A 26,542-nucleotide genomic window follows, 5' to 3' on the forward strand; every position below is an offset into this window, starting at 1 on the left:
TCCATGAAATTTGCAGTTCTGGTTTTTCCGGGCTCCAACTGTGATATTGACTGCTATAAGGCGGTAGAGGACACGGTCGGTGAACCTGTCGATTATGTTTGGCATACTGCGACGGATCTGTCGCCTTATGATTGTATTCTTGTTCCAGGAGGCTTCTCCTACGGGGATTATCTGCGGTGCGGTGCGATTTCCCGGTTTGCCCCGGTGATGAAGGAAGTAGCCAAAGCGGCTGCTGAAGGCAAATATATTTTGGGGATTTGCAACGGTTTTCAAATTTTGACCGAAGCCGGGCTGTTGCCAGGAGCTTTGCGCCGTAATCTGTCGATGAAATTCCTTTGCCGGGATACGGTGTTGCAGGTTGCGAATAACCAGACACCTTTTACTAAAGATTACGCTGCTGGTGAAGAGATCGTCATTCCGATCGCCCACGGCGAAGGCAACTATTACTGTGATGATGAGACGCTGGCTCGTTTGCAGGCGAACAATCAGATTGTATTTACGTATAAAGATAATCCAAACGGTTCCATGACGAATATCGCAGGGATTTGTAATGAGCAAGGTAATGTGCTGGGCATGATGCCCCACCCGGAACGCGCGGTGGACGCATTGCTTGGGACAGATGACGGCAAACGTATGTTTACATCTATTTTGAACGCTTGGAGGGATCGACATGGCGCAGCAAGTGTCCGCTAAGGAACCGACGGCAGAGCAGGTTGCCGAACATAAACTGTATCAGCAGATGGGTGTATCGGACAGTGAATATGCGTTGATCTGTGAATTCATGGGACGTCAGCCAAATTATACGGAGATTGGCGTATTCAGTGTCATGTGGTCAGAGCATTGTGCTTACAAAAACTCCAAGCCGTTGCTGCGTCGTTTTCCAACGAGCGGTCCGCGAGTTCTGATGGGACCCGGTGAGGGCGCAGGCATTGTAGATATTGGTGACAACCAAGCGGTTGTATTTAAAATCGAAAGCCATAACCATCCGTCAGCTGTGGAGCCTTTTCAAGGGGCAGCGACTGGGGTAGGAGGTATCATCCGTGATATTTTCTCCATGGGTGCAAGACCTGTTGCGGTGTTGAACTCTCTGCGTTTTGGCAAGCTGGAGAGCGACCGTGTGAAATATTTGTTCGAGCATGTGGTATCTGGTATTGCGGGCTACGGGAACTGTATCGGTATTCCGACTGTAGGTGGCGAGGTTGTATTTGATGAAAGCTACGAAGGCAACCCGCTCGTTAATGCAATGTGTGTCGGACTGATTGACCATGATAAAATCCAGCGTGGTGTTGCTAAAGGGGTCGGTAACCCGGTGTTCTATGTGGGCCCACCGACAGGTCGTGATGGGATTCACGGAGCGACATTCGCATCGGTTGAGCTGACAGAAGAATCTGAAGCGAATCGGACTGCGGTTCAAGTAGGCGATCCTTTTATGGAGAAGCTGGTTATGGAATCATGTCTGGAATTGATCGACAGCGGTATTGTGCTGGGTATTCAGGATATGGGTGCCGCAGGACTCACCTGCTCCAGCGCGGAGATGGCGAGTAAGGCTGGCAACGGTCTGGAGCTGTATCTGGATCAGGTACCGCAGCGTGAAGAAGGCATGACACCTTATGAAATGATGCTGTCCGAATCACAGGAACGGATGCTGTTCGTAGTAGAGCCTAAGGATGAAGCACAGGCACTGGAAATTTTCGAGCGTTGGGGTGTTATTTGTGCCAAGGTTGGTAAAGTGACGGATGACGGTCGTTTGCGTTTGTTCCATCACAATGAAGTGGTCGGGGATATGCCAGTGACGGCGCTGGTCGACGAGTGTCCGATTTATGACAAGCCTTCCGAAGTCCCTGCTTATTATGAGCAAAATGCTGCTATTGACACACTTCGTTATGCAGAAGTGACGGATTTGAACGGTGCGCTGAAAAAGGTGCTGTCATCACCAAGTGTAGCCAGTAAGAAATGGGTATACGAGCAGTATGACTACATGGTTCGCACGAGTACAGCCGTTCGTCCGGGATCGGATGCAGCTGTAGTAACCGTGCGTGGAACTCGTAAGGGGCTCGCCATGACGACAGATTGTAACGGACGTTATGTATACCTGGATCCAGAGGTAGGCGGACGGATTGCAGTTAGCGAAGCAGCACGTAACATTGTATGTTCTGGCGGCGAGCCTTTGGCGATTACAGATAACCTGAACTTCGGTAACCCTGAAAAGCCGGATATTTTCTGGCAAATGGAAAAAGCCGTAGATGGTATGGCTGAAGCTTGCCGTGTACTGGATACACCTGTTATCGGGGGTAATGTCAGCTTGTACAACGAAAATACCAAAGGCTCCATCTATCCGACGCCTGTTGTTGGTATGGTAGGTCTGGTACATGATACAGATCATATTACGACACAAGGCTTCAAAGCCGAGGGTGATGTGATTTTCCTGGTGGGGGAAACGAAGGCCGAGCTGGGAGGCAGCGAGTTCCAAGCTGTCGTACACGGTGTATCCGAGGGACGCCCGCCTGAGCTGGATTTGAACGTAGAGAAAAAACTGCTGACTGCGGTACTGGGAGCGATTCAGGGAGGATTGGTACAATCTGCGCATGATTTGGCAGAGGGCGGATTGGCTGTAGCGCTTGCGGAATCCGGGATTAGCGGCGGATTGGGAGCACAGGTCAACGTAGAAACGACTTTGCGTCCTGACCATGCTTTGTTTAGCGAAAGCCAATCCCGTATTTTGTTATCTGCATCGCCGGATAAAGCGTCTGCGCTGGAAGCACATCTACGTGGTTTGGAAGTGCCAGTTACCGTATTAGGAAAAGTTGAAGGATCACAATTGACAGTTGAGGTGAACGGACAACCCGCTTTGAACGAGGCAGTCGCCAGTTTGAAGCAAATCTGGGAGGATGTCATTCCATGTCTGATGAAATAACAGCACGGACGTTGTGGACTGGAGATTATTATAATGAAGGCTCTGGTAAAGAGGGGCTGTTTGATAAATTAAAAGAGGAGTGCGGCGTATTCGGTGTGTATAGACACTCCGATGCCGCTTCCCTAGCATATTACGGATTGCATGCGCTCCAGCATCGTGGGGAGGAAAGTGCAGGCATCTGTGTGAGCAGTGGTGACGAGTTCCATTATCATCGTGGTATGGGTCTTGTAAAAGAAGTATTCAATAAAGATTTGATGGCTTCGCTGACAGGCGATATTGCCATAGGACATGTGCGCTACTCGACAAGTGGAGATAGTAAGCTAACGAATGCACAGCCTTTGGTGTTCAAGTATCGTGATGGCGATCTAGCAGTAGCTACGAACGGGAATATCGTGAATGCTTTGCAAATCCGGCATGAGCTGGAGCAGGGCGGGTCTATTTTTCAAACGACCAGCGATACAGAAGTAGTAGCACATTTGATCGCACGATCGTCCAAGGATTTGGTGGAGGCCGCTAAGGATGCATTGAAGCGTATTGTCGGCGGGTTTGCTTTCCTTATTATGACCAACGACAAGCTGCTCGTGGCTTCCGACCCCAATGGTCTGCGTCCAATCACGATGGGCAGACTGGGAGATGCTTATCTGTTCGCATCCGAGTCTTGTGCCCTGGAAACGATTGGTGCAGAACTGCTGCGCGATATCGAGCCGGGTGAACTGCTGGTGCTGGATAAAAACGGCTTGCATGAAGATCGGTACACGGAAGATAAGCACCGTAAAGCGTTATGTGCGATGGAGTATATTTATTTTGCTCGTCCTGACAGTGACTTGAATGGTTCTAATCTTCATGCTGCACGCAAAAGAATGGGTAGCCAGATGGCGCTGGAGGCTTTTGTCGATGCGGATCTGGTGACAGGAGTGCCGGATTCCAGTATTTCGGCTGCGATTGGTTATGCAGAGCAGACAGGTATTCCTTATGAGCTGGGCATGATTAAAAATAAATACACTGGACGTACCTTCATTCAGCCGAGTCAGGAGCTACGCGAGCAGGGTGTGAAAATGAAGCTGAGCGCTGTACGCCGTGTTGTTGAAGGTAAACGGGTCATTATGATCGACGATTCTATCGTCCGAGGTACTACTTCCCGTCGAATCGTAAATATGCTGCGTGATGCGGGAGCGTTGGAAGTACATGTACGTATTACCTCGCCGCCTTTCAAAAACCCGTGCTTCTATGGTATTGACACGCCGGATCGCCGGGAACTGATTGCTTCATCCAAAACCGTCGAGGAAATTCGTGAGGAAATTAACGCCGATTCGCTTTACTTTATGAGCGCCGAGGGTTTGATTGCCGCTGTAGGTGGATATAACGAACAGGATTACAAAGGCGGCTTGTGCCTAGCTTGTTTCGATAATGATTACCCGACTCAGGTAGATTTCAAAGGAGAAGAGAAGTTCGGATGTAGTTGTTAGTATAGGGAACAAAAGAGGTACTAGCGCCATATAATGCGGTTCTGAGGGGGCTACTCCGCGTGTGGAAGGTTCTTACGATCGCTGTTGCCGCTGGATTCCTGGATTGAAATAATCCCTTACAGGGTTGGAATCCAGCTGCAAAGGCGAACGCTTTCGCTTCTCCAGAATCCTTCCACCCGCTGCGTTTCTCAGGTATGCAGCATTATTGCAGCAGTGCCTGTACCTCTTTGGTTCCCACCAAGAAGAGGATAGGTAAGGACGTTAAAAACTCATGGCATAACTATTTCATGCCATGAGTTTTTAACGGAGCGGTGACTCGTAAAAAGTCACCCTGCTCTTGTAAGGTTGAGCCGCGAAGCGAAGCTCAATAGCAGGCAAGGCAAAGCTGCCTGCCTCAAAGGGCAAAGAAGTAAGCCGCCCGTTGGCGCTGCTCACTTCTTTGCCCGGCACGTCCCCGCCTTTGCGAAGCAAACAGCCCGGGACGTGCCCCCGCCGCCGTGAAGGCGGCAACGCACCAAAGCGTGTCCTTGTGAATTGCGGGAATGCCCCGCAATTCACAAAGGAAAGCACGCGACTCACAGCACGAACCATACACCAAGCAGCACCCAACCCTACGCATCTGACCGACTCTTGAGAGGTCCAGGGGGAGCAGCCCCATGGAATCCTCCCTGTTAGGGAGGACTTAGGAGGGTCAATCATTTGAAGGAGTGTTCATGAATGTCCGAAGCATACAAAAATGCAGGGGTAGATATCGCTGCCGGTAATGAAGCAGTAGAACGGATGAAAAAGCACGTTAAACGTACCTTCCGTCCCGAAGTGCTGACGGACTTGGGCGGATTCGGTGCGTTGTTCGGCCTGAATAAGGATAAGTACGAGGAGCCTGTACTCGTTTCCGGTACCGATGGTGTCGGCACGAAGCTGAAGCTTGCTTTCGCAATGGATCGTCATGACACCATTGGTATCGACGCGGTTGCGATGTGTGTAAACGACATTGTCGTCGGGGGCGCGGAGCCACTCTTTTTTCTGGATTACCTCGCTTGTGACAAGGTTGTGCCCGAGAAAATTGAAGCTATAGTCGCTGGAATCGCAGAGGGATGCCATCAATCGGGCTGTGCGCTGGTCGGCGGTGAAACCGCAGAAATGCCAGGGATGTATAGCGAGGGTGAATATGATATTGCCGGATTCACGGTAGGGATTGTAGATAAAAGTAAAATCATCAACGGCAGCTCCGTTGCCCCTGGAGATACCGTTATTGGGCTGGCCTCCAGTGGAGTTCACAGTAATGGCTTCTCACTGGTTCGCAAGCTGTTATTGGAACAGCAGGGCTATGATTTGTATGATGAAATCGAAGGCTTAAACGGCAAACTGGGCGATGTACTGCTGGAGCCGACGAAAATTTACGTGAAATCCGTTTTGGCATTGCTGGACAAGGTAAAAGTAAAAGGTATGGCGCATATCACAGGTGGTGGTTTTATTGAAAATATCCCAAGAGTGTTACCGGATCACGTCAATGTGGATATTGAATACGGCACTTGGCCGATTTTGCCAATCTTCCAGCTCATGCAGGAAAAAGGTGCAATCTCCAACAGAGACATGTTCACAACCTTTAATATGGGGATTGGCATGGTAATCGTTGTAGACGAAGAGCATGCACAGACTGCACTGGAAGTTCTGAAGGAACAGGGCGAAGCTGCCTATGTGATCGGAAAAGTAACGGAAGGCAGTTCTATCGTGACCTTTACGGGAGCCGAGGTGTAATGAACGAGTACCGGATTGCTGTTTTTGCATCAGGCGAAGGGACGAATTTTCAGTCATTGGTGGATGCCGCTGCGCGAGGAGAACTGGGCGATGCCTCGGTAGAATTGCTCATCTGTGACAAGCCTGCGGCTCCTGCCGTAGCTAGAGCACAGAAAGCTGGAGTTGCGTGCCATACCTTTCGACCCAAGGAATATCCTTCTCGAGAAGACTATGAGCGTGAACTGGTGGCTTTACTGGAGCAGAAATCAATTGATCTCATCGTGTTAGCTGGCTACATGCGTTTGCTATCCAGCGTCATGGTCGATGCCTACGCAGGAAAAATCATTAATATTCATCCGTCACTACTTCCGGCATTTCCAGGGAAAGATGCTGTTGGACAGGCATTGACCTATGGTGTCAAGGTAAGTGGCGTCACCGTTCATTTTGTGGACGGGGGCATGGATACGGGAGCTATTATTGCCCAGCGTGTCGTGGAGGTTAGCGACCATGATACTGCGGAATCCTTATCCGCAGCCATTCAATCCGTAGAACGTCAGCTATATCCAGAAGTAGTTGGAAAATTAGCCCAAGGCAAAATCCAATTAAATGGTCGCAAAGTGATTTCACTTCTCTAAGAATGATTGTAATTTGTCATATCATTGTTATATCAAGGATGCTGTACAGGCATTTTCCGATATTTCTCGGGAAATAAAATGATAAAAGAGAATTTTGCAAAATTCTGAAAGAGCTAAAGGAGGAGACAGGGTGAGTATTAAAAGAGCGCTCGTCAGCGTATCGGATAAGCGAGGGATCGTGGAATTTTGCCGCGAGTTGTCCAAATTGGGTGTGGAGATCGTTTCGACAGGGGGAACGAGCAGCTTGTTGTCGAAGGAGGGCATTCCTGTCATCGGCATTTCCGAGGTAACGGGTTTTCCTGAAATTATGGATGGACGTGTTAAAACACTCCACCCTGCGGTACACAGCGGCTTGCTGGCTGTTCGGGATAATGAAGAGCATCAGCGTCAGATGAAAGAGCTTGGATTGGGTTATATTGATCTGGTCGTTGTGAATCTGTATCCTTTTGCGGAAACGATTGCCAAACCCGGTGTAACTTATGAGGACGCGATTGAAAATATCGACATCGGCGGGCCAACGATGCTTCGTTCTGCGGCAAAAAATCATGCTTTTGTCAGTGTGGTGGTTGATGCTGATGACTATAGCACAGTGTTGGAGGAAATTCGTAAGGATGGCGATACGGAGCTGAATACCCGTAAGCGTTTGGCTGCAAAAGTGTTCCGCCATACGGCGTCATACGACGCTTTGATATCCGATTATTTGTCGAATGTGACAGGTGAGCCGTTGCCTGAGCGTTACACTGTAACCTATGAAAAAATCCAGGATTTGCGTTATGGCGAAAATCCGCATCAGCAGGCGGCATTTTACCGTGAGCCATTGGCGGCAAAGGGTACACTGACAACAGCGAAACAACTTCACGGCAAAGAGCTGTCTTACAATAACATCAATGATGCTAATGCAGCTTTGCAAATTGTCAAAGAATTCAGCGAACCTACAGTAGTAGCAGTTAAGCATATGAATCCTTGCGGTGTGGGAATTGGCGGCAGTATTTATGAAGCGTACAGTAAGGCGTATGCAGCTGATCCAACCTCGATTTTTGGCGGCATCGTAGCGGCTAACCGGATTATTGACGGTGATACAGCAAATAAGCTGAGTGAGATCTTTTTGGAAATTGTACTGGCACCGGGATTTACGAAAGAAGCATTGGAGATTTTAACGAAAAAGAAAAATATTCGTTTGCTTGATCTGGGTGAGCTTTCCCGGTCTGAACAGGCAGAAAGCCGTTTCGTCGTGACTTCCATTGAAGGCGGCATGGTCGTTCAGCAAAATGACATTCACGCTGTAGACTCGGATGCACTTACAGTTGTAACGGAGCGGGCACCATCCGAGGAAGAACTGAAACAGCTTTTGTTTAGCTGGAAAGTGGTTAAGCATGTAAAATCCAACGCCATCGTACTGGCGGCAGATAATATGACCATTGGCGTAGGCGCTGGACAAATGAACCGTGTCGGTGCGGCCAAGATTGCTATCGAGCAGGCCGGTGACAAAGCAAAAGGTGCCGTACTGGCATCCGATGCATTTTTCCCGATGGGCGATACGTTGGAGTTGGCGGCTAAAGCAGGCATCACGGCAGTTATTCAGCCCGGCGGCTCCATCAAAGACGAAGAGTCCATCAAGGTTGCTAACGAATACGGCATTGCCATGGTCTTTACAGGCGTACGTCATTTCAAGCACTAACTTGTATGAGTTGAGGATGCAGCAGCATTTTCACCTGAACAATCTTAATGGGAGCGGGAGGAATCACCTGAATGGATATTTTGGTTATCGGAGGGGGAGGTCGCGAGCATGCAATTGTGTGGGCGCTGAAGAAAAGCCCCAAGGCCGGGCAAATCTATTGCGCACCAGGCAATGCTGGTATCGGACAGTTAGCGGAGTGTGTGCCGATTCCGGTGAGTGACTTTGACGCGCTGACAGAACTGGCGGAATCCAAAAAGGTCGGACTTGTCGTGGTTGGCCCCGATGATCCGCTGGCAGATGGCATTGTGGATGCTTTTGAAGCGAAAGGCATTCCCGTATTCGGACCGCGTAAAAATGCAGCGGAAATTGAAGGTAGCAAAATCTTCATGAAGGATTTGCTCCATAAATATCATATTCCAACAGCCACCTATCGCAAGTTTTATACTTACGAGGAAGCACATGCATACTTGAAGGAGCAACCGATCCCGGTCGTCATTAAGGCAGACGGACTGGCGGCAGGCAAAGGGGTAACGGTCGCTTACTCGATGGAGGAAGCGGAAAAGGCTCTCTCTGACATTATGGTGGCCAAGGTGTTTGGCGAAGCCGGGGCACAAGTCGTGATTGAGGAGTTTCTGGCTGGTCAGGAAATGTCGATTCTCTCCTTTGTCGATGGTGAAACGGTTCGTCCGATGGCCGCGGCGCAAGACCACAAGCCTATTTTTGATGGTGACAAAGGGCCAAATACAGGTGGCATGGGTACGTATTCTCCATTGCCTCACATAGCCAATTCCATTATTGAGGAAGCTATTGAGACGATTATTAAACCGACGGCCAAGGCCATGGTTGCTGAAGGGCGTCCATTCCGAGGTGTATTATTTGCCGGATTGATGATTTCGCCGGACGGCAAGCCGAAGACCATTGAGTTTAATGCACGTTTCGGGGATCCGGAAACTCAAGTGGTTCTGCCTCGTTTGAAATCCGATCTGCTCGATATTTTTCTCGCTGCTGTAAATGGCACGCTGGATCAGGTGGAGATCGAGTGGAAGGACGAAGCGGCAGTGTGCGTGGTGCTGGCATCCGGAGGTTATCCTGCAGCTTACGCCAAAGGCGTACCTATCCACGGATTGGAACAGGTAGACGAAGCTATTGTATTCCATGCTGGAACGGGCATCAACGAACAGGGCGAGTGGGTAACGAACGGCGGACGTGTATTAGGTGTGGTCGGCTTGGGACGTGATATTGCCGGGGCACGTGACAAAGCTTACGAACAGGCGGATCGTATTACCTTTGAAGGTAAACAAAACCGTACGGATATTGCGGCAAAAGCATTGCTGTAGCAGCAACATATAGGATAAAGAGAACCTCTGTGGAGGTTCTCTTTTTGTTTAAAGAAAATAAAGTTGTAGACTGAGCAAATAAAGCGTTTTCTTAGTGCTTGGATTAATATAAGGCTCCTTTAGAAGCACTACATGCTACCCGCGTATGTTCTTTAATTAATATTTGGCGCTGGAGCTTCCTTTTTTATTGAACTCCCATGAAAGTTAAAGCAGCTAAAAACCCGAAAAAGACAATAACAAAATAGACCTAGCCAAATGATTTTTTTTAAAAAAGGCACTGCCTGAGAAGAGTTATGAAATTAAAGTATCAAAGATTTTTCAAGGCTGAACGTAAAAATGAGGCTGGTGTAAAGGTTGTTTTAGTTCATTTAAATGCTTAAACTAACGGTTAATAGTAGGTTCAAGTAATCGATGAGACGAAGAGGGGAAACCGAAATGAAGACGATCAAGTGCATGATGGACCACCTGTACTGGGCGGACGGACGCATCCTGGACGCGCTCGAGAAGAGTGAGACGAAGAACAAGGACCTTCTGAAGCTGGTTCGGCACGTCGCGGTCGCGGAACGAGTCTGGCTGTCCCGATTGCCGGGCAAGGGCAGCGCCCAATATTCGTTGTGGGAGGAAGCAGAAGACCTGACGGCGATCCGGACGATGTTCGAAGAAAACGCCGAGCAATATCGCGTCTATATCGAAGGACTTGAGGAATCCGAGTTGGACGAGATGATCGACTATGCGAATCAGAGCGGGGTTCCGTTCCAAACGTCCGTCCGGGACATCCTGTCACAGGTCCTCTTACATGGGCAATATCACCGGGGACAGATCAACCGGGCGCTTCGGATCGAATCGGTAGAGCCTGTCCAAGTCGATTACATCACGTTCGCGAGGCTCTAACAGGGCCTAATAATCACCATTATTCGGAATGGGATTGGCATTGAACGACGGGTACGATATCTCAACAAATTGCTTTTACCATATAAGAGCAACATGCTAATGTATATTAGCAGACGATGATGTTTTATAAGTGATAAGAACCTACACTGCCTTATTTAGGATCAAAGAGAGCCCATACCCTTATAAATTGGAAAATTCATTTGCTTCCAAATACGGTTATGGGCTTATTTACTTTTCATAAGCACTACACCACATTAGACTGCCGGTACTTGTTTAAGCTAACGGGCAGGATAGTTCAAATACGTGGTATCATGTGGTGAGTAATTAATGGAGCCCTCTTTTACAATGTTGAGAATGAGGGAAATCGTGGTCGGCTTGGAATGGGAAGGTTTGTATAGAGAATTGTTGGGAGATGGAAACCAATTGCTTATGGAAGGCGCAATGGATGTCTGTCATCGCTTATCAAAGACCCATCGAATGTTCGTAATCACGAATGGTATCACTCACACGCAAATCAAACGCTTGAAGCAGTCTGGGCTATATAAGTTTTTCGAGGATATCTTTGATTCGCAAAGCATTGGTTATCAAAAACCGAAGGGAGAATTTTTCAATTACGTCATAAGTCATATTTCAGATGGTGGTCTTCAGTCGGGCATTGACACCTGTTGGGTCAACAGAACCGGACAAAGAAGTCCGGCAGAAATTAAAAGCACATATACAATCTCAAACTTAATGGAGCTCACTTCCATCTGTTAGGCTGTAAAAACAAACGCTTGTGCCGCCTCAATTATCACTTTTTGGTGACTATATCACAAAAAAGTGGGTACTGTTTTTCTTGTAACTTTTCCCCCATACTATCGTTCATAGGAGGTTCATGAAGCAGACAGAGCATCCTATACCATATAAATCATTATAAAAGGAGTGTAATAGAATGGGGAAATTTGACGGGAAGGTAGCAGTTGTAACCGGAGGTACAAGCGGCATCGGTCTCGCGTCGGCACAACAGTTCGTAAAAGAAGGGGCTTACGTTTTTATCACGGGACGCAGACAACGTGAACTGGATGAAGCAGTAAAGCAGATCGGAAAGAATGTTACAGGTGTCCGAGGTGACATATCTAAATCGGAAGATCTAGATATATTATTTGAAACAGTTAAGCGAGAAAAGGGACACTTGGACATTCTCTTTGCAAATGCCGGACTAGGGTCATTGCTTCCATTAGGAGAAATTACAGAAGCACAATACTACAAGACTTTCGATGTCAACGTGAAAGGAACCATCTTTACAGTACAAAAGGCATTAGCTTTGTTTCCAAATAAAAGAGGTTCGATTATTCTAACGGGATCCACTGCTGGCTCGACGGGGATGCCAGCGTTTAGTATCTATGGTGCATCCAAGGCAGCGATCAGACAGCTCGTCCGCAGCTGGATTCTTGATATGAGAGGGACCGAAATTCGTATAAACATCCTTAGTCCGGGAACAATCGTAACGCCGGCGTACGATGAGTTATTTGGCTCTGAACTAGATCATTTACTGGAACAGGCAAAAAATGATATTCCGCTCGGCAGAGTGGGGCAGGTTGAAGAGATCTCCAATGCTGTCATGTTCCTAGCCTCTAATGAAAGCAGCTATATGAACGGCGTTGAATTATTCGTAGATGGCGGAGTAGCTCAAGTTTAACCAGGACATAGTAATTTTCAAACGACAAAGATTTTTAAATCAACTTAAAGGCGATTGTATTATCCCCTCCATGTAACGTTCAATTTTTCCTTCAGTGATCCTTGAAGGATCAAGCGATACATGAAGGGGATATTCTTAGATCGGGAGATGGTGTATTGATATGAAAACATTTTTCTGTGAACTGGAAGTTACACTAGAGGTTATCGGAGGAAAGTGGAAGGGGCTTGTTCTGTACTATTTAATAAAAGGACCTAAACGGACGGGAGAGCTTAAGCGACTCGTTCATAATATATCGCAAAAGATGCTGATTCAAACTCTTCGGGAACTGGAAACAGACGGATTAATTCGCAGAAAGATGTACAATCAGGTACCGCCTAAGGTGGAATATTCAACGACGGAACTGGGTCAATCACTTGAACCCATTTTGAGATCGCTTTGTGATTGGGGGGGGAATTACGCAGAGCAATCCTTCGCTCCGGGCGAGATTGAGATTTTGTATCTGGATTAACTGTCGGGGGACAAGAGCATAGTCCCATTTGAAGTCGCTATTTTAGCGGCTTTTTTGTTTTATCGTTTTACGTTGATGTTTTCGAGTGATGAGCAATATTCTAGTACAGGTTACTTCGTAATTAACAAGGTGCACTACAAAACTAAGGACACAAAACTTGTCTCAGAGATTAATAAGTACGTCTTGGATTATGGCAAAAGCATCATGCCCCAGCTGTTGCCAGGAGTCTGAGCAAACAAGTAAGCGGTTGAGGCTAATGACAATGAACCCATTACGCTAACGAGAAACGTTAGTTTAATAAAACAGCGGTAGTCTGAGACTGCCGCTGTCTTTTTTGTTGGCGCCAGTCTAATACTTATTTTATGGGATCTGTCGGTTTTTAAAATTTAAAAGCCGCTTGGAGCAGCAAAACTTTATTTTCTTCTGACACTTTTTTCTTTGACAAAAGTATACTTATCCTATAGGATTAAAAATACAAAACTGACTGACTGATCAATCGGGAGGAGGAAATCCATGCAGCCACGGAAGGCGAAGCAGTCCGAGATTGACTCAAATGACCAACCTGCTGAGCATGCGGGAGAAGAAACAGACCGCAGAACACAGCTTCTTCACATTGCATTAAAGCGGTTCGCCGAGCAGGGTTACCACCAAACGAAGATTTCAGATATCGTGGTAGAGGCGGGAGTAGCCCAAGGCACGTTTTATTGGCATTTTAAAAGCAAAGAGGCACTGGCGATGGAGATTATCGCCACCGGTCGTGAACAACTACTGTCAGCGATTGGACAGGGATATCGCCGTGATGCGGGAACGCTGGCTGATATGGTTAAGGCTTCGGAAGCGCTGTTTGTTCGATTATTTGATTTTGCATTGGAGAACCGCTATCTGATGGGGTTGCTGCTGATCGGCAGCGGTGTCGATGAACCGGTGCGCCAGAGTATCCGAGAGACAAGGGCTGCGATGGAGCTGGCATTCCGGCGCAATATGGAAAGAGCGATCGAGCTGAACATGTTGCCTGCTGAATTGGATGTCGAATTAAGGGCGGCACTACTCATGAGCATGATCGAAGGTGTCATTACACGCTGGCTATTCGGTTCAGAGGGAACACATGACCACATCACGCAGATAACTGCTAAAAGATTGGCAGAAGAAGCGGCTAATTTTGAATTTTACGGATTATTAGGTCAAAGCTAGAGGGTCAACATCGCATGAATGGGTAGTTGGCAACAAATAATATAGCCAAATCACATATATGAACTCAATCATTTACATCCAGACAGGAGAGAAGGATACATGAAAACACGTAAAAAAGGGTTCTTGGTAACTATACTTATGGCTCTGGCATTGTTCAGCCTTGTGCTGAGCGCTTGCGGTACTAAGCCAGAAGCTTCTAATACTAGCAATGGAGCGGGTAGCAGTAATGTGGCAGCGAGTAACCAGCTCGAAGCAATCAAAAAGGCTGGTGTAATGAAGGTAGGCATGATGGGTACCTATCCGCCGTACAATTTCTTGAACGATAACAAGGAATTGGACGGATTTGATGTGGATATCGCCAAAGAATTGGCGAAGCGGATTGGAGTGAAACCGGAGTTCACGGCACAAGAATTTTCGGGACTGGTTCCAAGTTTGCAAAAGAAAAAATTCGATGCAGTGATTAGTCAGGTGACGATTACAGAGGATCGTAAGAAGGCCATTGACTTCACAGAGCCTTATATCACAAACAATGTAAACATTATCGTAAACAGCAAAACAAATGATATTACCAAGCTGGAGGACTTTAAAGGCAAAACCATTGGTGTCGGCTTGGGAACGAATGATGAATCTTATCTGCGGAATGAAGTACTGCCGAAGGTAGGCGATTTTGAGATTAAAACATATGATGATGTCATTACTTCCTTAAAGGATCTAAACTCTGGACGTATTGACGCAACAATCAACAATCTGTATGCTCTCAAGCCCATTATCGATAAAAACGGGTTCCGAATTAAAGCCGTAGGCGAGCCGATTAAATCGGATCAAGCGGGTGTAGCCATTAACCAGAAAACTCCTGAGCTCAAAGAAGCCTTGAACAAGGCTTTGAAGGAAATGAAGGAAGACGGCACTTACAAAACAATTTTCAAAAAATGGTTTGGCGAGGAGCCAAAAGAATAACGTAAGCCTGTTAGAGGCGTCTGGCTCCAGTCTTGGCTTTTATGCTGACATGGGGCCACTCGTCTGAAAGAAGGGGATATAACCAATGCTTGAATTAATGTGGGAGAACGTCCCTTTTTTATTAAAGGGTGCTTATTATACGCTATATATTACGATTGTCTCTATGTTTTTTGGTCTAATCATTGGTTTGGTTGTAGCGGTGGCCCGGTTGAAGGGGAATCGACCCGTTCGATGGCTGGCGCGCATGTATGTATCGATCATTCGGGGGACGCCGGTTTTGGTGCAGATTGCAGTCATTTATTATGGACTGGATGATTATGGAGTATCATTCGGATCGCTGACGGCTGCTTGTCTGGCACTCAGTATTAATACAGGGGCGTACTTATCGGAGACGTTCCGTGGAGCTATTTTGGCCGTACCCCAGGGACAGACCGAGGCAGCTTATGCGACGGGAATGTCGGCCGGTCAAACGATGTGGCGTATTATTCTTCCTCAGGCGGTACGCATTGCAATTGCACCGATGGGGAATACATTTGTGGGTATGCTTAAAGAAACATCGCTGGTGTCGGTGATCGGGGTCAGTGAATTGATGCGACAGGCACAGCTTTTACAAGCACAGTATTTGCGCTACATGCCGTTTCTGCTCGAAATTGGCCTGATGTACTGGATTATGAGCATTGGATTCTCCGCTATACTGGAGCGGGTGGAAAAGCGTCTGGCTCGAGCTTATTAAGGTGGAGATGATAGATGATGATAACAACAAGCGGATTAGGTAAACGATTCGGACAGGTAGAGGTTCTGAAAAGCATTGATTTTCAGGTTGCCGCTCGTGAAATCGTCGTATTACTCGGCCCGAGCGGCTCAGGTAAAAGTACCTTGCTGCGCTGCCTGAACGGTCTGGAAGAGCTGTCTTCCGGCAAGTTTGAGGTAAATGGGATTGAGGTCGATGCTACAGCTCCCGTTCGTGTCCGCCAAGCAGCCATTCGTGATATTCGCAAACAGACGGGGATGGTGTTCCAGCAATTCAATCTGTATCCGCACAAAACCGCCATCGGCAATGTCATTGAAGGACTGCTGACCGTAAAAAAAATGCCGCGCGACAAGGCTATGTCCATCGGACAACGGTTGTTGGAGCGGGTGGGGTTATCGGACAAGCAGGATGTACATCCTTCACGTCTGTCCGGTGGACAGCAGCAACGGGTAGCCATTGCGCGTGCGCTGGCGATGGACCCGACGATTATGCTGTTCGACGAGCCGACATCGGCGCTTGATCCCGAGCTGGTAGGGGAAGTGCTGGGTGTTATGCGAGAATTGGCTCAAGACGGGATGACGATGGTCGTGGTTACCCATGAGATGAAATTTGCTCGTGAGGTGGCGGACAAGGTCGTATTTATGGCAGATGGTATCATTTTGGAGGAGGCAGCGCCACAGGCGTTTTTTGATACTCCCCAGCATGAGAGAACACAGAAATTTTTACGCCAAATCAGTGAATTTTAAAATAAGATCGAGGATGAATCATAGATTATTAAAATGGAAAGAAGGCCTTTGAACATGAAAGTATCTACAACTTGGCACGGCAAACGCGCGTTTACTTCGGAGGGACCATCCGGTTATTCTGTAGGGATGGATGCTACGGCGGCTTATGGCGGTGATGGTAAAGGAATGACACCCATGGAACTGCTATTGGCAGGTCTGGCAGGATGTATGGGTATCGATATCACAATGATTTTGGATCGTTTCTTGTCAGACATTACTCGCATTGATATTGACGCAGAAGGTACGCGCAAGGAAGAAACGCCGACAGGCTTTACAGCGATTGATCTGACATTCCACGTAGATGGAGATATTCCGGATTACCGCGTATGGAAAGCAATTCAGATGGGTAAGGAAAAATATTGTGCCGTATCCGATTCCTTAAAAGCGGAAATTCGAATGCACCTCATTTTGAATGGAACCGAAGTACCCTATCCAGCATAAGTGTTGAAGAATAATGAAAGAGAGTCAGCCTGTGTTATATACAGGAGACTCTCTTTTTTATGTTATTTGAAAATATGACACGTAATGAAACTTTTTGTACTGTGTTTTCGTTTAAAATAGAAATTGAAATATAAAAATGGGAAAATAAACCTATGTATGAAATGCATACAGGGGGAGGTTATAGTGAAACGAAAGTGCCTTATCATAATAGCAACTATTGTGGCTACAGTGCTCATCGTTATGGGTGTGACAACAGGATTACTATCTTTCGTGCAGAATCAAGTGGCTAATCCCCCGAATACCGTCCGACCCACAACTGCGATTGCAGCTGACGTTAAGGAAGAAACGAAGGAACAGGATGCTGCCACGCGTTTACTTCATTTTGTGGAGGCGAATGCAGAAAAGGTTTCGATTACGATTCTGAGAGATGGAAAAAAGCTGGCAGGCCAAGAAGAGAACCGTATGATGCCTTTGGCGAGCACCGTCAAAACGATCATTGCGATTGAATATGCCAAGCAAGCGGCGGTGGGTCAGATTAACCCGGATAAGAGAGTGAAGCTGATTTCGCTGGAAAGGTTTTATTTGCCGGGTTTGGATGGTGGTGCTCATGCGGCGTGGCTACAGGATATGGAAGCTAAAGGGCGGATACAGAATGAAACTGTATCTGTACGCGAGGTTGCCAAGGGGATGATTCAATTCAGTTCCAACGCCAATGCGGAGTATTTAATGGACAAACTGGGGTTGGAAGCGATCAATCGGACGAGAGCCAACTTGGGTTTGCAAAATCATGATCCTATTTATCCTTTTGTATCCTCTATTCTGATTCCTTACGAACGTATGAAGGAGAGCCAAGGTGAGAATTGGAATAATACAAAGAATAATATTTCTGCCAAAGAAGCCATCCAGGCGATGTCTGGCACGGAGTTTCGCCGATATGCCCGTGTGATTCATAACAAGCTGCGCCGTGATGTGAGTGGTTCTTACAAGAGAAACGCAGATATTAAGAACTGGTATGACCAGGATTATGACCGTATCAATACGGATCGTTTTATAGCTTCAACGACAGCCGATTATGCCTTTTTAATGAGTAAGCTGAACCGCCGTCAAGGGTTCACAAAAGTTGAGCAAAAGTTATTGTCCGAGGTCATGGAGAAACCACTTATGGTTCTTCCTGAAAACCAGCAATTTTTGAAACATACTGGGCAAAAAGGTGGCTCCACAGCTTACGTTTTGACACTGACAATGTATGCAACAGATAAGGAAGGGCATTTGACAGAGCTAGCTGTCTTTTTTAACGATTTGGATCCTAACACAAATGCCAGCTTGCCTGAAATGATAAATGATTTTAAAAAGAGATTACTACATGATAAATCGTTTACAAAAGAAATTAATCAGCGTATCGGTGTACAGGTGAGAAGGTAACGCAGCTAAACGCTACGGTATAATGCAGCGTTTAACTGCGATGCGCAACTCCTTATCCTTATCCTTATCCTATCCGCTGCCTTTCTGTGCGTTCCCGCAGTAATAGATACAAAAAATATGGCGCGCCAATGACGGCTGTCACGATGCCAGCGGGAATTTCGAGCGGCGGCTTCAGACCCCGTCCGAGCGCGTCGGAGAGGACGAGAATCAGCGCGCCGATCATCGCCGAGCCGGGCAATAGATAGCGGTGGCGATTGCCAAATAACCGTCGTGCCAGATGCGGTGCCAGCAGTCCGATAAATCCGATGGAGCCGATGGCAGCGACACAGGAGGCAGCCAAGGCGACTGACACGGCTAGCAGTCCTGTACGCACACGCTTCACGCTAAGTCCCAGCCCAGCAGAGCTTTCCTCATCTAGGCTCATAATATCCAGCTTGCGCTGTAGTGCATAGGCGAGAGGTAGTAACACGATTAACCACGGCAGTAGCCCATACACTTCGTCCCAGCCTTTGCCCCACAGACTTCCAGCTAGCCAAGTGAGCGTGTCGCTGGCTTCGAGTGGATACTTGACCAGTATATAGTCGGTCGCAGCCTGAAAAATAGCGCCCACCGCCAGTCCGGTCAAGGCTAGCATGTTGGGACGCATGCCTCCCTTCATCGAAAGCTGTACGAGCAACAGTGCTGCTAGCCCGGCACCGACAAAGGCGGCTACAGGCAACAGCGCCACTGGGGATGAGGGGAGCAGTACGATGACGAGAACCGCCGCAAAGCCAGCCCCCTTGGATACACCTACCACATCTGGCGAGGCTAGCGGGTTGCGGATCATACCTTGCAGCAGAACACCGGCTACTGCCAGCCCAGCTCCTGCCATGATGGCCAGTAGGCCGCGCGGCAGCCGATAATGGTGAACAATGAACCAGGAAGAAGCATTCCGGTCAGTCAGAGCCGCGATCAGCTCAGAGGGCGTAATGTAGGTGCTGCCCACGCCTATAGCTATAAAAGCAACACTCAGCATGAGCGCGAGTAAAATCCACAGTTTTTTCATCGTGAAGCCCTCCCGTTCTTATGCGCTAGATATAAAAAGAAGGGCGCACCCACCAGCGCGGTTACAATGCCAACGGGCGATTCATAAGGAAAGGCAATAAATCGTCCAAGCACGTCTGCATAGGTCAGCAGAAGACCTCCGCAGATTGCAGACAGGGGGATGATCCGTCTGTAATTGTCGCCTGTAAACATCTTGATGATATTCGGTACCATCAGGCCCAAAAAGCCGATGGACCCGGCTACCGCTATGGCAGAGCCTGCCAGCATAATCACTGAGGCCGAGGCCAGTAGACGGACAAGACGTACGTTTTGTCCCAATCCCTGTGCGACCTCCGTCCCGAGGCTCAGCACAGATAGCGAAGGGGCTAGCGCCAGTGCAAGAATCATACCCACGGCAAACCATGGCAGCACCAGACGCGTGTCGGCCCATGTGGACCCGTCGATGGCTCCGGCGAGCCAATACAGCACATCAGATATTTGCTCGTTAAACACGAGCAGTCCCTGGGTGATGGAGGCCAGCAGCAGATGCACGGCCATCCCGGCTAGGGCCAGCTTGACCGGCGTCATGCCCGCCGTTCCGGCCAGCGCATATACGAAGGAGCCGCCTGCGATGGCCCCGGCGAAAGCAAAATAAATGCTGCCGGACGATCCGATATTCGGCAGCAGCACGACGGACAGCACGACAGCCAGCGAAGCGCCTGAGCTGACCCCGAATACCTGCGGCGAAGCCAGCGGGTTGCGTGTGATGGCCTGCATCAGCGCTCCGGCCACGGCAAGCCCGGCGCCGACGATCAGGCCAATGACGGCACGTGGTAGGCGTATCGTCAAGATAATGAGCTGATCCTTGGACGGGTGCTCGGTGAACAGCGCAGTCAGCATGGTGGGGATGTCCATCCTGACTGGGCCAATCGCCACGCTGAGTAGCAATCCAGCCAGCAACGCAGCGATAAGTGCAAAGAAGACCGGCTTATTCAGCCGGTCGCGTGAGGCTTGTCCGATCAATGGGAGCCGTCTCCTTTACTTTGCGCGGGATACAGAAGCGAAATGGCTTGCTCCAGTATTTTCTCGGCTGAGCCGAGTCCACGGTACCGGGTCCATAGTGCCCGGTTTACTTCGTAAACTTCCCCTTTTTTGACGGCTGTAATGTTTTGCCAAAGCGGGTTTTGCTTCCATTCCGCAATCAGCTTCTCGTCGGCTTCCACCAAAAAGATCACATCAGGATCCGCTTGTGAAATCTGTTCCAGTGTCAGCTTGACAGTAGGCTCGGTTGTATTTTGAAGGGCGTTGTGGATACCTGCTTGCTCCAGCAGTTGTCCATCAAAGGATGAAGCGCCGTGAGCCGATAGTGAATCAGAACGGAATACCCCTAGCAATACGCTGCGTGGCTCACCCGCTTGGATGCCTTCTTTCAACTTTTTCATTGTAGTTTTATGCGCCGCGAGAATTTGCTCGCCTTTTTCCTTCTCACCCAACGCATCGGCGATAACACCGAAGGATGCTAGGTTTTGTTCATAGGAGGAATTGCGGCTCTTTAGAACAATGGTCGGAGCAATCTCACTTAGTTCTTTGTATATGCTTTTATGACGATTCAGATCGGCAATAATCAAATCCGGCTTCAAGGAGCTGATCGTTTCCAGGTTTGGCTGTTTGCGTGTGCCTACTGGTGTGAAGTCGATTTTCTTGCCCAGCAGCCCATCAATATCATCGTCATTTTCCTGAGCTATACCGACAGGAGTTACGCCCAGCTGGGTTGTGGCATCGACAAAAGAGAATTCCAGGGTTACGATTCTTTTGGGTGTACCTGTAACTTTGGTTTCTCCCATCTCATGTTTAATCATTCGAGTGTCGCCTGTTGCTTGAGGTGCTGCTGCGCTGTTATCTTGTGACTGGCTTCCACATCCCGCCATAATGACCGTCAGTAGTGCCAGGATCGCTGCAAGCAGCATGCCTGTGCGCAGTGGTTGTTTCGGTGTTGCCATATGTTATCCCCCGTTCCAGTATGATTATCAGAGAAACTGATAATCATTATCAATTAACCAACTGATGATCATTCTAGCAATCGGGAAGGAGGACGTAAATAATGTGGTCATTTAAACCGTTTTGATCGATTAAATGAATTAAATTCATTAAAATTACGAATGGGAGGAGGGGGAAGTACCAGGACATCAGAGATGGAGGGATTATTCATCCCCCCGCTGTCGGCGATAGATACGCTCTGGTCTGCCAACGGTTCCGTACACCTGATCGTGGTGCGCATCGCCACTTTCCACTAAGTACTCCAGATACCTTCTGGCTGTAGAACGGCTCATACCCAGCTCAATTCCCACTGTACCTGTAGTCACCTCACCCCGTCGATTCAGGAGATCTAGCACTTTGTCGCAAGTCACTTTATCGATGCCTTTGGCCCATAGTTCTCCAACTCCGTTCCCTGCCATCCGACCGGTGCCCGCGCTTTGAAGCAAACTGTCAATTTCCGATTGCTCCACCGTGGATTGTTCTTCCTGCCATGTTGTGACTTGTCGCCGAAACCGGGCGTATTCCTTCAAGGTAGCACGCAATCTCTCAAATACAAGCGGCTTCACGATAAAATCAAACACACCTGCACGAACGGCTTGTACCACTGTTTCAGCTTCTTTGGCGGCAGTCAGCATAATAACATCTGTACCCGGATAGTGTTGCTTGATGAACGAAAGCAGGGTTAGACCATCCGTATCAGGAAAATAAACATCCAGCACGACTAGAGGAGGACGGAGCACGTCCAGTTGAAGTTTTGCCTCAAATTCGTTTGTCGCGATTGCACATACGGTGAACCCGTCCACCTTTTCAATAAATCGGCGGTTAATCTCCGCAATTCGTGGATCATCTTCAATAATAAGAACCTCAATGTCCGATAAAACCCGCTCATTCATGGGCATAATCTCCTTTTGCATCATTACTCGTATCAGTTCTTTGTAAAGGAATGTATACCTCAAAAATACTTCCACCACCAGGCCGTTCGTGTACTTCTATAGAGCCGCCCATTCGTTCAGTGTACTCCAGCACGAGAGCAAGGCCATATCCATGTCCAGCTTCTGCTTTGGTCGAAGCTCCTCTGACAAACAGCTTTTCTTGGATATCGTCCGAAATTCCCGATCCGTTATCTGCAACTTCGACGATGATGGCTTCAGTCGTTTCTTCAAGCCGGAACCAGACCTGTCCGTCAGAGATGGAGGACATCGCAACAGCTTCCATGGCATTGTCCAGCAGGTTTCCGACTATGGAAGCGAGAAAGGACCACTCCAACGTAGGAGACTGGGTTGAGAATGCTCCTTTAATATCAGAATGGAGTAAGATCCCTTTTTCCAGCGCCTGTTTCTTCTTGCCGATCAGTAGGCTGGCGATGATTGAATCGGGCAGGAGAGCAGTGGCAATCGGCCTGTGTACACGATATTCCTCTGATTCCTGGGTGATAAAGTCCACCGCTTCGTCATAACACTCCAACTGAATCAGGCCGGATATGAGATACAGCCGATTGGCGTATTCGTGTGTTTGTGATCGCAGTACTTCCGCATAATCTTTGACCTCTGTCAACTGTTGTGTCATTCGGAGCAGTTCGGTCTTGTCACGCAGACTGGCAACTGTTCCCATGATGCGACCGGAACGATCCTGGATCGGCACACGGCTGACGACTACAGTTCGCTGCTGGACCTCAATTTCCTTATTCCATATGTACTGTCCCTGATCTGGCCCCATCGTTGAATGCTCTACTGTGTAATCGGCAACAAGCATATCAACCAGTACATCCGGAACACCAGTCAAGTGACGAAGGTCGCATCCGTAGATAGAGGTTTCCGGCGGGAGTCCGATCAAACGAGCTGCCTGTGGATTGGCAAGTGTGATTTGTCCGTTACTATTAACCGCGATAATCCCTTCGCCGATGGACTCAATAATGGCTTGCTTTTCCTGGTACAACCGTCCGATCTCCACTGGCTCCAGTCCATGCAGTGCGCGGCGTACCCGTTGCGCTATAATCAGGCTTCCCAATATGCCGATCATCAGAGCACCCACCATTAACCAGAGCCATGCATATGTGTATGTACGAATATTTTGCTGCACATCTGTCATTAAAAAACCTACAGAGACGAGCCCGATGGCCTTACCTTGCTGATCATAAACGGCTGTTTTGGCGCGTATTGACGGTCCCAGAGAGCCCGTCGATTCAGTGATCAAGGACTGCCCTTGCAGTACCTTATCATTCATGGGGTCTATCATAGGCGTGCCGATGCGCTCCGGGTTTACATGCCACTGCCGGATGAGATGGCGATCAGCAATAGTAATAAAATCAGCTCCGCTGCTGGCTTGGACGGGCTTTATGGCCTCGTTGATACGCGAACGCAATTGCGTCGTCTCGGTCCGCTCCAGAGCGTCTCTGACCTGCGCATCTACGGCGAGGGTATTGGCGACGGTTAGCGCCCTTTTTCCGATTTCATCATATAGAGCGGAGGTGATCATATATCGAAAGGATAATCCCAACAGCCCGGTAACTACCAGTACTAAAAGGGATATAAATACTATTAGTTTTGTCTGAAAACGCACATGCCTTCACCGCCGTTAAACAAAATATAGGAGGAACGAATCAGCCGATAATCTCCTCCATACGATCCATTTTACTGCATTACAGAAACGCCCGCACTTTTATTCTATCGAAAGAATGGTCTATAATAGAAATAGTTACATAATACGAGGAGGAACATAATATGATTATTATTCATGCCGATATGAAAGTTTTACCTGAGAAAAGAGAAACTTTTTTGCAACAAACCCAAGGGCTGATCAGCGCATCCCAAGCTGAAGAAGGCAATGTACGTTACACGTTAATGCAGGATCTGAATGATCCTAACGCATTTACGATGGTTGAAGAGTGGAAAGATGCTGCTGCTGTAGATTTCCATAATAATTCTGCCCATTTCCAGGCATTTGTTGCCGCCGCTAAAGAATTGTTGGCTGCTCCGCTTCAAGTGAATGCTTTTCAGGATGCAACTAAACTGTAACCATCCCGTTGGATAATTCATAATCAGGAACAGGAGGAATAGACATGGGGAACATTGCAGATACAACTGTACTGAATAACGGAGTTCAGATGCCTTGGCTTGGTTTTGGTACCTACAAGGCGGAAGGTAATGAGGTCTACGAAGCGGTCAAAACAGCTATTGAGGTCGGTTACCGTCACATTGATACAGCGGCGATCTACGGCAACGAGGAACTGGTTGGACAAGCCATTCGTGATAGTGGAGCGGCTAGAGAAAATCTGTTTGTAACCACCAAGCTATGGAATCAGGATCAGGGCTACGATTCAACACTGCGTGCCTTTGAGGAAAGTCGTAAACGGCTGGGTCTGGATATCATTGATCTGTATCTCATTCATTGGCCTGGTAAGGATAAGTACAAGGAAACCTGGAAAGCATTTGAACGCTTGTATGAAGAAGGAAGCGTACGCGCTATCGGCGTTAGTAACTTCCAAGTTCACCATCTCGAAGACCTCCTCCAAGATAGCAACATGGTTCCTGTCATCAATCAAGTGGAGCTTCACCCACGTCTGACACAACAAGAGCTGCATCAATACTGCCGGGAGCACCAGATTCAGCTAGAATCGTGGAGCCCGCTGATGAAGGGGAAATTAACCGAGCAAGCGGACATCGTTGAGATTGCTGCCAAATACGGTAAAACCTCTTCGCAGGTCATTTTGCGTTGGCATCTGGATCGGGGGATTGTGACGATTCCCAAATCGGTAACCGCGCATCGTATTCGCGAAAATGCTGATTTATTCGATTTTGCATTGACGGCTGAGGATATTGACCGAATCAATGGTCTTCATCTGGATGAGCGTGTAGGCACCCATCCCGATAAACTGTTGTTTTAAATAAATATTCACTTGTAAAAAAGAACCTCCCATTCTGCGTTTATCGCGGTTTGGGAGGTTCCTTTTTTAGGTTCAGGTGTGGCTTTGTCTATTTACTTGCTTAGCTTACGATACAACAAGTAAGAATAGAGTACAGGAGAGATAACGGATATGATCAGTACGGTTAGGAAAATGACTACTCCCGCCATTCCACCGATCCATGCCGCCACCAACGCTGAAGCACCGCCAAGCATCATCATAGGCCCCCCGAAACGGTGCGTTTTACGCCACACCTCGGGATTAGACAGAGTCCACGGCGTGCGGATACCGAACGTATAGTTCGGCTGTACCTGAGTCATATAATTCCCCATCACCATCAGCATCAGGCCTATTAATCCTAAAATTATAGCATTCATTTGCAGTCGTATATTCAGGTTATACAGCAGCATTCCCCAACCGGCTATAGCGAGAATGAGCGAAGTGCCTACACGCGTAACCTCATAGGCTTTTGAAAATTTCTCATAATTAGCTCTGTTGGGGTCCATGTGGCGTGCCAATCGAATGACCAGCGGGACTAGGCCCAACAACACGAGCATGATAATAGAACCACTTTTGCTCGTATACCCGTCTGCTGTATTGTTAAAGTTAATATGCGAGACTAGAACATTGGGAAGCCGGTCGTACAGCAGTATAGCGCCTATGGCGGGTGATAAGGCAATCAAAGTTGTCAAAACATCCGTCAAGCTCCAAGGTGTTCGAAATTTCATTCAGATTCCTCCCCATCCTTAATATGATTCACATTTTTCCTCGCAGGGGTATCGGAGTGGGCTATACTGAACATCCAACCGATGACATCCGCCACAACCGTTGTATGCAGGGTGTATATAATGTTTTGCCCCTGTCGTTCATCCAGCACCAGCCCAGCCTGCTTTAGGATATTGAGATGGTGGGAGATGCTGGGTTTGCTAATTTGAAAATGTTCAGCTACTTCGCCTGCGCTCATGCTTTTTTCCTTTAAAAGCTGCAAGATTGTACGCCGGGTCGGATCAGCCAAAGCTTTGAAGGCATCGTTCAAAATACATTTCCTCCTTTAGATATTTAGATAATATTCTAAATATCTAACACCATAGTAAAATACAGCTATACTACATGTCAATGGAACAGGACATCATTTTAGAAAAAATGAACGAGGTCAATTATGTTTGTATAAAGTAGTGAAATGGACTATA

27 protein-coding genes are annotated in these 26,542 nt (G+C 48.0%); 19 read left to right on the top strand and 8 right to left on the bottom strand.

What is annotated here, in order from left to right; all coding sequences use genetic code 11:
* Positions 1-3: 3 nt before the first annotated feature.
* From purQ to purF, 3 genes are read left to right on the top strand one after another with little or no spacing between them, the layout of a single operon-like run.
* On the top strand, positions 4-693 hold the full coding sequence (gene purQ, locus ACYCS5_RS18970; protein ID WP_459759954.1) for a phosphoribosylformylglycinamidine synthase subunit PurQ: 690 nt from the start codon (positions 4-6) through the stop codon (positions 691-693).
* On the top strand, positions 671-2,914 hold the full coding sequence (gene purL, locus ACYCS5_RS18975; RefSeq protein WP_069012415.1) for a phosphoribosylformylglycinamidine synthase subunit PurL: 2,244 nt from the start codon (positions 671-673) through the stop codon (positions 2,912-2,914). Before purQ ends, purL begins: the two co-directional genes overlap by 23 nt.
* Entirely contained in the window at positions 2,899-4,380 is a 1,482-nt protein-coding gene (purF, locus tag ACYCS5_RS18980; RefSeq protein ID WP_208332447.1) for an amidophosphoribosyltransferase, read from the top strand. Before purL ends, purF begins: the two co-directional genes overlap by 16 nt.
* A gap of 300 nt (positions 4,381-4,680) precedes the next feature.
* Here purF and ACYCS5_RS18985 read toward each other — a convergent pair whose 3' ends face one another.
* Complete coding sequence (locus tag ACYCS5_RS18985; protein WP_459759955.1) at positions 4,681-4,959, bottom strand: hypothetical protein; 279 nt, start codon at positions 4,957-4,959, stop codon at positions 4,681-4,683.
* Positions 4,960-5,097: 138 nt separating this feature from the next.
* On the opposite strand from ACYCS5_RS18985, the gene purM reads away from it, so the two are divergent.
* From purM to ACYCS5_RS19055, 14 genes are all read left to right on the top strand, one after another.
* Positions 5,098-6,138 carry a phosphoribosylformylglycinamidine cyclo-ligase gene (gene purM / locus ACYCS5_RS18990; RefSeq protein ID WP_459759956.1) on the top strand — a complete coding sequence of 347 codons (1,041 nt, stop codon included), beginning with the start codon at positions 5,098-5,100 and terminating at the stop codon, positions 6,136-6,138.
* Entirely contained in the window at positions 6,138-6,752 is a 615-nt protein-coding gene (gene purN, locus ACYCS5_RS18995) for a phosphoribosylglycinamide formyltransferase (RefSeq protein ID WP_209950367.1), read from the top strand. The genes purM and purN overlap by 1 nt, the downstream gene beginning before the upstream one ends.
* A gap of 130 nt (positions 6,753-6,882) precedes the next feature.
* On the top strand, positions 6,883-8,430 hold the full coding sequence (purH, locus tag ACYCS5_RS19000; RefSeq protein ID WP_013308804.1) for a bifunctional phosphoribosylaminoimidazolecarboxamide formyltransferase/IMP cyclohydrolase: 1,548 nt from the start codon (positions 6,883-6,885) through the stop codon (positions 8,428-8,430).
* Between the two features lie 71 nt (positions 8,431-8,501).
* Positions 8,502-9,767 (top strand): phosphoribosylamine--glycine ligase, encoded by a 1,266-nt coding sequence (purD, locus tag ACYCS5_RS19005; RefSeq protein ID WP_459759957.1) that lies wholly within the window; start codon positions 8,502-8,504, stop codon positions 9,765-9,767.
* Positions 9,768-10,202: 435 nt separating this feature from the next.
* Positions 10,203-10,658, top strand: coding sequence for a DinB family protein (locus ACYCS5_RS19010; RefSeq protein ID WP_165150840.1), 456 nt, complete (start codon positions 10,203-10,205; stop codon positions 10,656-10,658).
* 345 nt (positions 10,659-11,003) lie between these two features.
* Positions 11,004-11,414 (top strand): HAD family hydrolase, encoded by a 411-nt coding sequence (locus ACYCS5_RS19015; protein ID WP_238437971.1) that lies wholly within the window; start codon positions 11,004-11,006, stop codon positions 11,412-11,414.
* Positions 11,415-11,589: 175 nt separating this feature from the next.
* Positions 11,590-12,336 (top strand): SDR family NAD(P)-dependent oxidoreductase, encoded by a 747-nt coding sequence (locus ACYCS5_RS19020; RefSeq protein ID WP_165149917.1) that lies wholly within the window; start codon positions 11,590-11,592, stop codon positions 12,334-12,336.
* 160 nt (positions 12,337-12,496) lie between these two features.
* Positions 12,497-12,844 carry a winged helix-turn-helix transcriptional regulator gene (locus ACYCS5_RS19025; RefSeq protein ID WP_019685981.1) on the top strand — a complete coding sequence of 116 codons (348 nt, stop codon included), beginning with the start codon at positions 12,497-12,499 and terminating at the stop codon, positions 12,842-12,844.
* A gap of 513 nt (positions 12,845-13,357) precedes the next feature.
* Positions 13,358-14,035, top strand: coding sequence for a TetR/AcrR family transcriptional regulator (locus ACYCS5_RS19030; RefSeq protein ID WP_459759958.1), 678 nt, complete (start codon positions 13,358-13,360; stop codon positions 14,033-14,035).
* A gap of 99 nt (positions 14,036-14,134) precedes the next feature.
* The gene (locus tag ACYCS5_RS19035; RefSeq protein ID WP_318628209.1) at positions 14,135-14,992 is read left to right on the top strand and encodes a transporter substrate-binding domain-containing protein; all 858 of its coding nucleotides are present in this window, start codon (positions 14,135-14,137) and stop codon (positions 14,990-14,992) included.
* Between the two features lie 85 nt (positions 14,993-15,077).
* Positions 15,078-15,725 (top strand): amino acid ABC transporter permease, encoded by a 648-nt coding sequence (locus ACYCS5_RS19040; protein WP_459759959.1) that lies wholly within the window; start codon positions 15,078-15,080, stop codon positions 15,723-15,725.
* A 14-nt stretch (positions 15,726-15,739) separates the two neighbouring features.
* Positions 15,740-16,489, top strand: a complete 750-nt coding sequence (locus tag ACYCS5_RS19045) for an amino acid ABC transporter ATP-binding protein (protein WP_459759960.1) — start codon at positions 15,740-15,742, stop codon at positions 16,487-16,489.
* Positions 16,490-16,543: 54 nt separating this feature from the next.
* The gene (locus ACYCS5_RS19050; protein WP_029517152.1) at positions 16,544-16,969 is read left to right on the top strand and encodes an OsmC family protein; all 426 of its coding nucleotides are present in this window, start codon (positions 16,544-16,546) and stop codon (positions 16,967-16,969) included.
* Positions 16,970-17,152: 183 nt separating this feature from the next.
* Positions 17,153-18,391, top strand: a complete 1,239-nt coding sequence (locus ACYCS5_RS19055) for a serine hydrolase (protein ID WP_069012863.1) — start codon at positions 17,153-17,155, stop codon at positions 18,389-18,391.
* Between the two features lie 64 nt (positions 18,392-18,455).
* On the opposite strand, the gene ACYCS5_RS19060 is transcribed toward ACYCS5_RS19055, so the two are convergent.
* The 5 genes from ACYCS5_RS19060 to ACYCS5_RS19080 all read right to left on the bottom strand — a co-directional run bounded on the left by ACYCS5_RS19060 (position 18,456) and on the right by ACYCS5_RS19080 (position 24,010).
* Entirely contained in the window at positions 18,456-19,436 is a 981-nt protein-coding gene (locus ACYCS5_RS19060; RefSeq protein WP_459759961.1) for a FecCD family ABC transporter permease, read from the bottom strand.
* A complete protein-coding gene (locus ACYCS5_RS19065) occupies positions 19,433-20,437 on the bottom strand; it encodes a FecCD family ABC transporter permease (RefSeq protein ID WP_459759962.1) in 1,005 nt (334 codons plus the stop codon). Before ACYCS5_RS19065 ends, ACYCS5_RS19060 begins: the two co-directional genes overlap by 4 nt.
* Positions 20,434-21,414: an ABC transporter substrate-binding protein gene (locus tag ACYCS5_RS19070; RefSeq protein ID WP_459759963.1), complete on the bottom strand. Its 981-nt coding sequence runs from the start codon at positions 21,412-21,414 to the stop codon at positions 20,434-20,436. Before ACYCS5_RS19070 ends, ACYCS5_RS19065 begins: the two co-directional genes overlap by 4 nt.
* A gap of 201 nt (positions 21,415-21,615) precedes the next feature.
* Positions 21,616-22,344 carry a response regulator gene (locus tag ACYCS5_RS19075; protein ID WP_459759964.1) on the bottom strand — a complete coding sequence of 243 codons (729 nt, stop codon included), beginning with the start codon at positions 22,342-22,344 and terminating at the stop codon, positions 21,616-21,618.
* Complete coding sequence (locus tag ACYCS5_RS19080) at positions 22,337-24,010, bottom strand: ATP-binding protein (RefSeq protein WP_459759965.1); 1,674 nt, start codon at positions 24,008-24,010, stop codon at positions 22,337-22,339. The genes ACYCS5_RS19075 and ACYCS5_RS19080 overlap by 8 nt, the downstream gene beginning before the upstream one ends.
* Before the next feature lie 161 nt (positions 24,011-24,171).
* Here ACYCS5_RS19080 and ACYCS5_RS19085 point away from each other — a divergent pair, with 161 nt between their 5' ends.
* Both ACYCS5_RS19085 and ACYCS5_RS19090 read left to right on the top strand, forming a co-directional pair.
* Complete coding sequence (locus ACYCS5_RS19085) at positions 24,172-24,465, top strand: putative quinol monooxygenase (protein WP_013308817.1); 294 nt, start codon at positions 24,172-24,174, stop codon at positions 24,463-24,465.
* Positions 24,466-24,509: 44 nt separating this feature from the next.
* Positions 24,510-25,334 carry an aldo/keto reductase gene (locus tag ACYCS5_RS19090; protein WP_459759966.1) on the top strand — a complete coding sequence of 275 codons (825 nt, stop codon included), beginning with the start codon at positions 24,510-24,512 and terminating at the stop codon, positions 25,332-25,334.
* A gap of 92 nt (positions 25,335-25,426) precedes the next feature.
* On the opposite strand, the gene ACYCS5_RS19095 is transcribed toward ACYCS5_RS19090, so the two are convergent.
* Together ACYCS5_RS19095 and ACYCS5_RS19100 are read right to left on the bottom strand one after the other, a co-directional pair.
* The gene (locus tag ACYCS5_RS19095) at positions 25,427-26,080 is read right to left on the bottom strand and encodes an SdpI family protein (protein ID WP_459759967.1); all 654 of its coding nucleotides are present in this window, start codon (positions 26,078-26,080) and stop codon (positions 25,427-25,429) included.
* The gene (locus tag ACYCS5_RS19100; RefSeq protein ID WP_029517140.1) at positions 26,077-26,388 is read right to left on the bottom strand and encodes an autorepressor SdpR family transcription factor; all 312 of its coding nucleotides are present in this window, start codon (positions 26,386-26,388) and stop codon (positions 26,077-26,079) included. Before ACYCS5_RS19100 ends, ACYCS5_RS19095 begins: the two co-directional genes overlap by 4 nt.
* Positions 26,389-26,542: the final 154 nt, after the last annotated feature.

The sequence above is a fragment of the Paenibacillus sp. SEL3 genome (assembly GCF_054602585.1).

What these genes read in the sequence shown, in the direction of transcription:
- purQ (WP_459759954.1), top strand. Translation starts at nt 4, where the DNA reads ATGAAATTTGCAGTTCTGGTTTTTCCGGGCTCCAACTGTGATATTGAC.
- purL (WP_069012415.1), top strand. Translation starts at nt 671, where the DNA reads ATGGCGCAGCAAGTGTCCGCTAAGGAACCGACGGCAGAGCAGGTTGCC.
- purF (WP_208332447.1), top strand. Translation starts at nt 2,899, where the DNA reads ATGTCTGATGAAATAACAGCACGGACGTTGTGGACTGGAGATTATTAT.
- purM (WP_459759956.1), top strand. Translation starts at nt 5,098, where the DNA reads ATGTCCGAAGCATACAAAAATGCAGGGGTAGATATCGCTGCCGGTAAT.
- purN (WP_209950367.1), top strand. Translation starts at nt 6,138, where the DNA reads ATGAACGAGTACCGGATTGCTGTTTTTGCATCAGGCGAAGGGACGAAT.
- purD (WP_459759957.1), top strand. Translation starts at nt 8,502, where the DNA reads ATGGATATTTTGGTTATCGGAGGGGGAGGTCGCGAGCATGCAATTGTG.
- ACYCS5_RS19010 (WP_165150840.1), top strand. Translation starts at nt 10,203, where the DNA reads ATGAAGACGATCAAGTGCATGATGGACCACCTGTACTGGGCGGACGGA.
- ACYCS5_RS19015 (WP_238437971.1), top strand. Translation starts at nt 11,004, where the DNA reads ATGTTGAGAATGAGGGAAATCGTGGTCGGCTTGGAATGGGAAGGTTTG.
- ACYCS5_RS19020 (WP_165149917.1), top strand. Translation starts at nt 11,590, where the DNA reads ATGGGGAAATTTGACGGGAAGGTAGCAGTTGTAACCGGAGGTACAAGC.
- ACYCS5_RS19025 (WP_019685981.1), top strand. Translation starts at nt 12,497, where the DNA reads ATGAAAACATTTTTCTGTGAACTGGAAGTTACACTAGAGGTTATCGGA.
- ACYCS5_RS19030 (WP_459759958.1), top strand. Translation starts at nt 13,358, where the DNA reads ATGCAGCCACGGAAGGCGAAGCAGTCCGAGATTGACTCAAATGACCAA.
- ACYCS5_RS19035 (WP_318628209.1), top strand. Translation starts at nt 14,135, where the DNA reads ATGAAAACACGTAAAAAAGGGTTCTTGGTAACTATACTTATGGCTCTG.
- ACYCS5_RS19040 (WP_459759959.1), top strand. Translation starts at nt 15,078, where the DNA reads ATGCTTGAATTAATGTGGGAGAACGTCCCTTTTTTATTAAAGGGTGCT.
- ACYCS5_RS19045 (WP_459759960.1), top strand. Translation starts at nt 15,740, where the DNA reads ATGATGATAACAACAAGCGGATTAGGTAAACGATTCGGACAGGTAGAG.
- ACYCS5_RS19050 (WP_029517152.1), top strand. Translation starts at nt 16,544, where the DNA reads ATGAAAGTATCTACAACTTGGCACGGCAAACGCGCGTTTACTTCGGAG.
- ACYCS5_RS19060 (WP_459759961.1), bottom strand. Translation starts at nt 19,436, where the DNA reads ATGAAAAAACTGTGGATTTTACTCGCGCTCATGCTGAGTGTTGCTTTT.
- ACYCS5_RS19070 (WP_459759963.1), bottom strand. Translation starts at nt 21,414, where the DNA reads ATGGCAACACCGAAACAACCACTGCGCACAGGCATGCTGCTTGCAGCG.
- ACYCS5_RS19075 (WP_459759964.1), bottom strand. Translation starts at nt 22,344, where the DNA reads ATGAATGAGCGGGTTTTATCGGACATTGAGGTTCTTATTATTGAAGAT.
- ACYCS5_RS19085 (WP_013308817.1), top strand. Translation starts at nt 24,172, where the DNA reads ATGATTATTATTCATGCCGATATGAAAGTTTTACCTGAGAAAAGAGAA.
- ACYCS5_RS19090 (WP_459759966.1), top strand. Translation starts at nt 24,510, where the DNA reads ATGGGGAACATTGCAGATACAACTGTACTGAATAACGGAGTTCAGATG.
- ACYCS5_RS19095 (WP_459759967.1), bottom strand. Translation starts at nt 26,080, where the DNA reads ATGAAATTTCGAACACCTTGGAGCTTGACGGATGTTTTGACAACTTTG.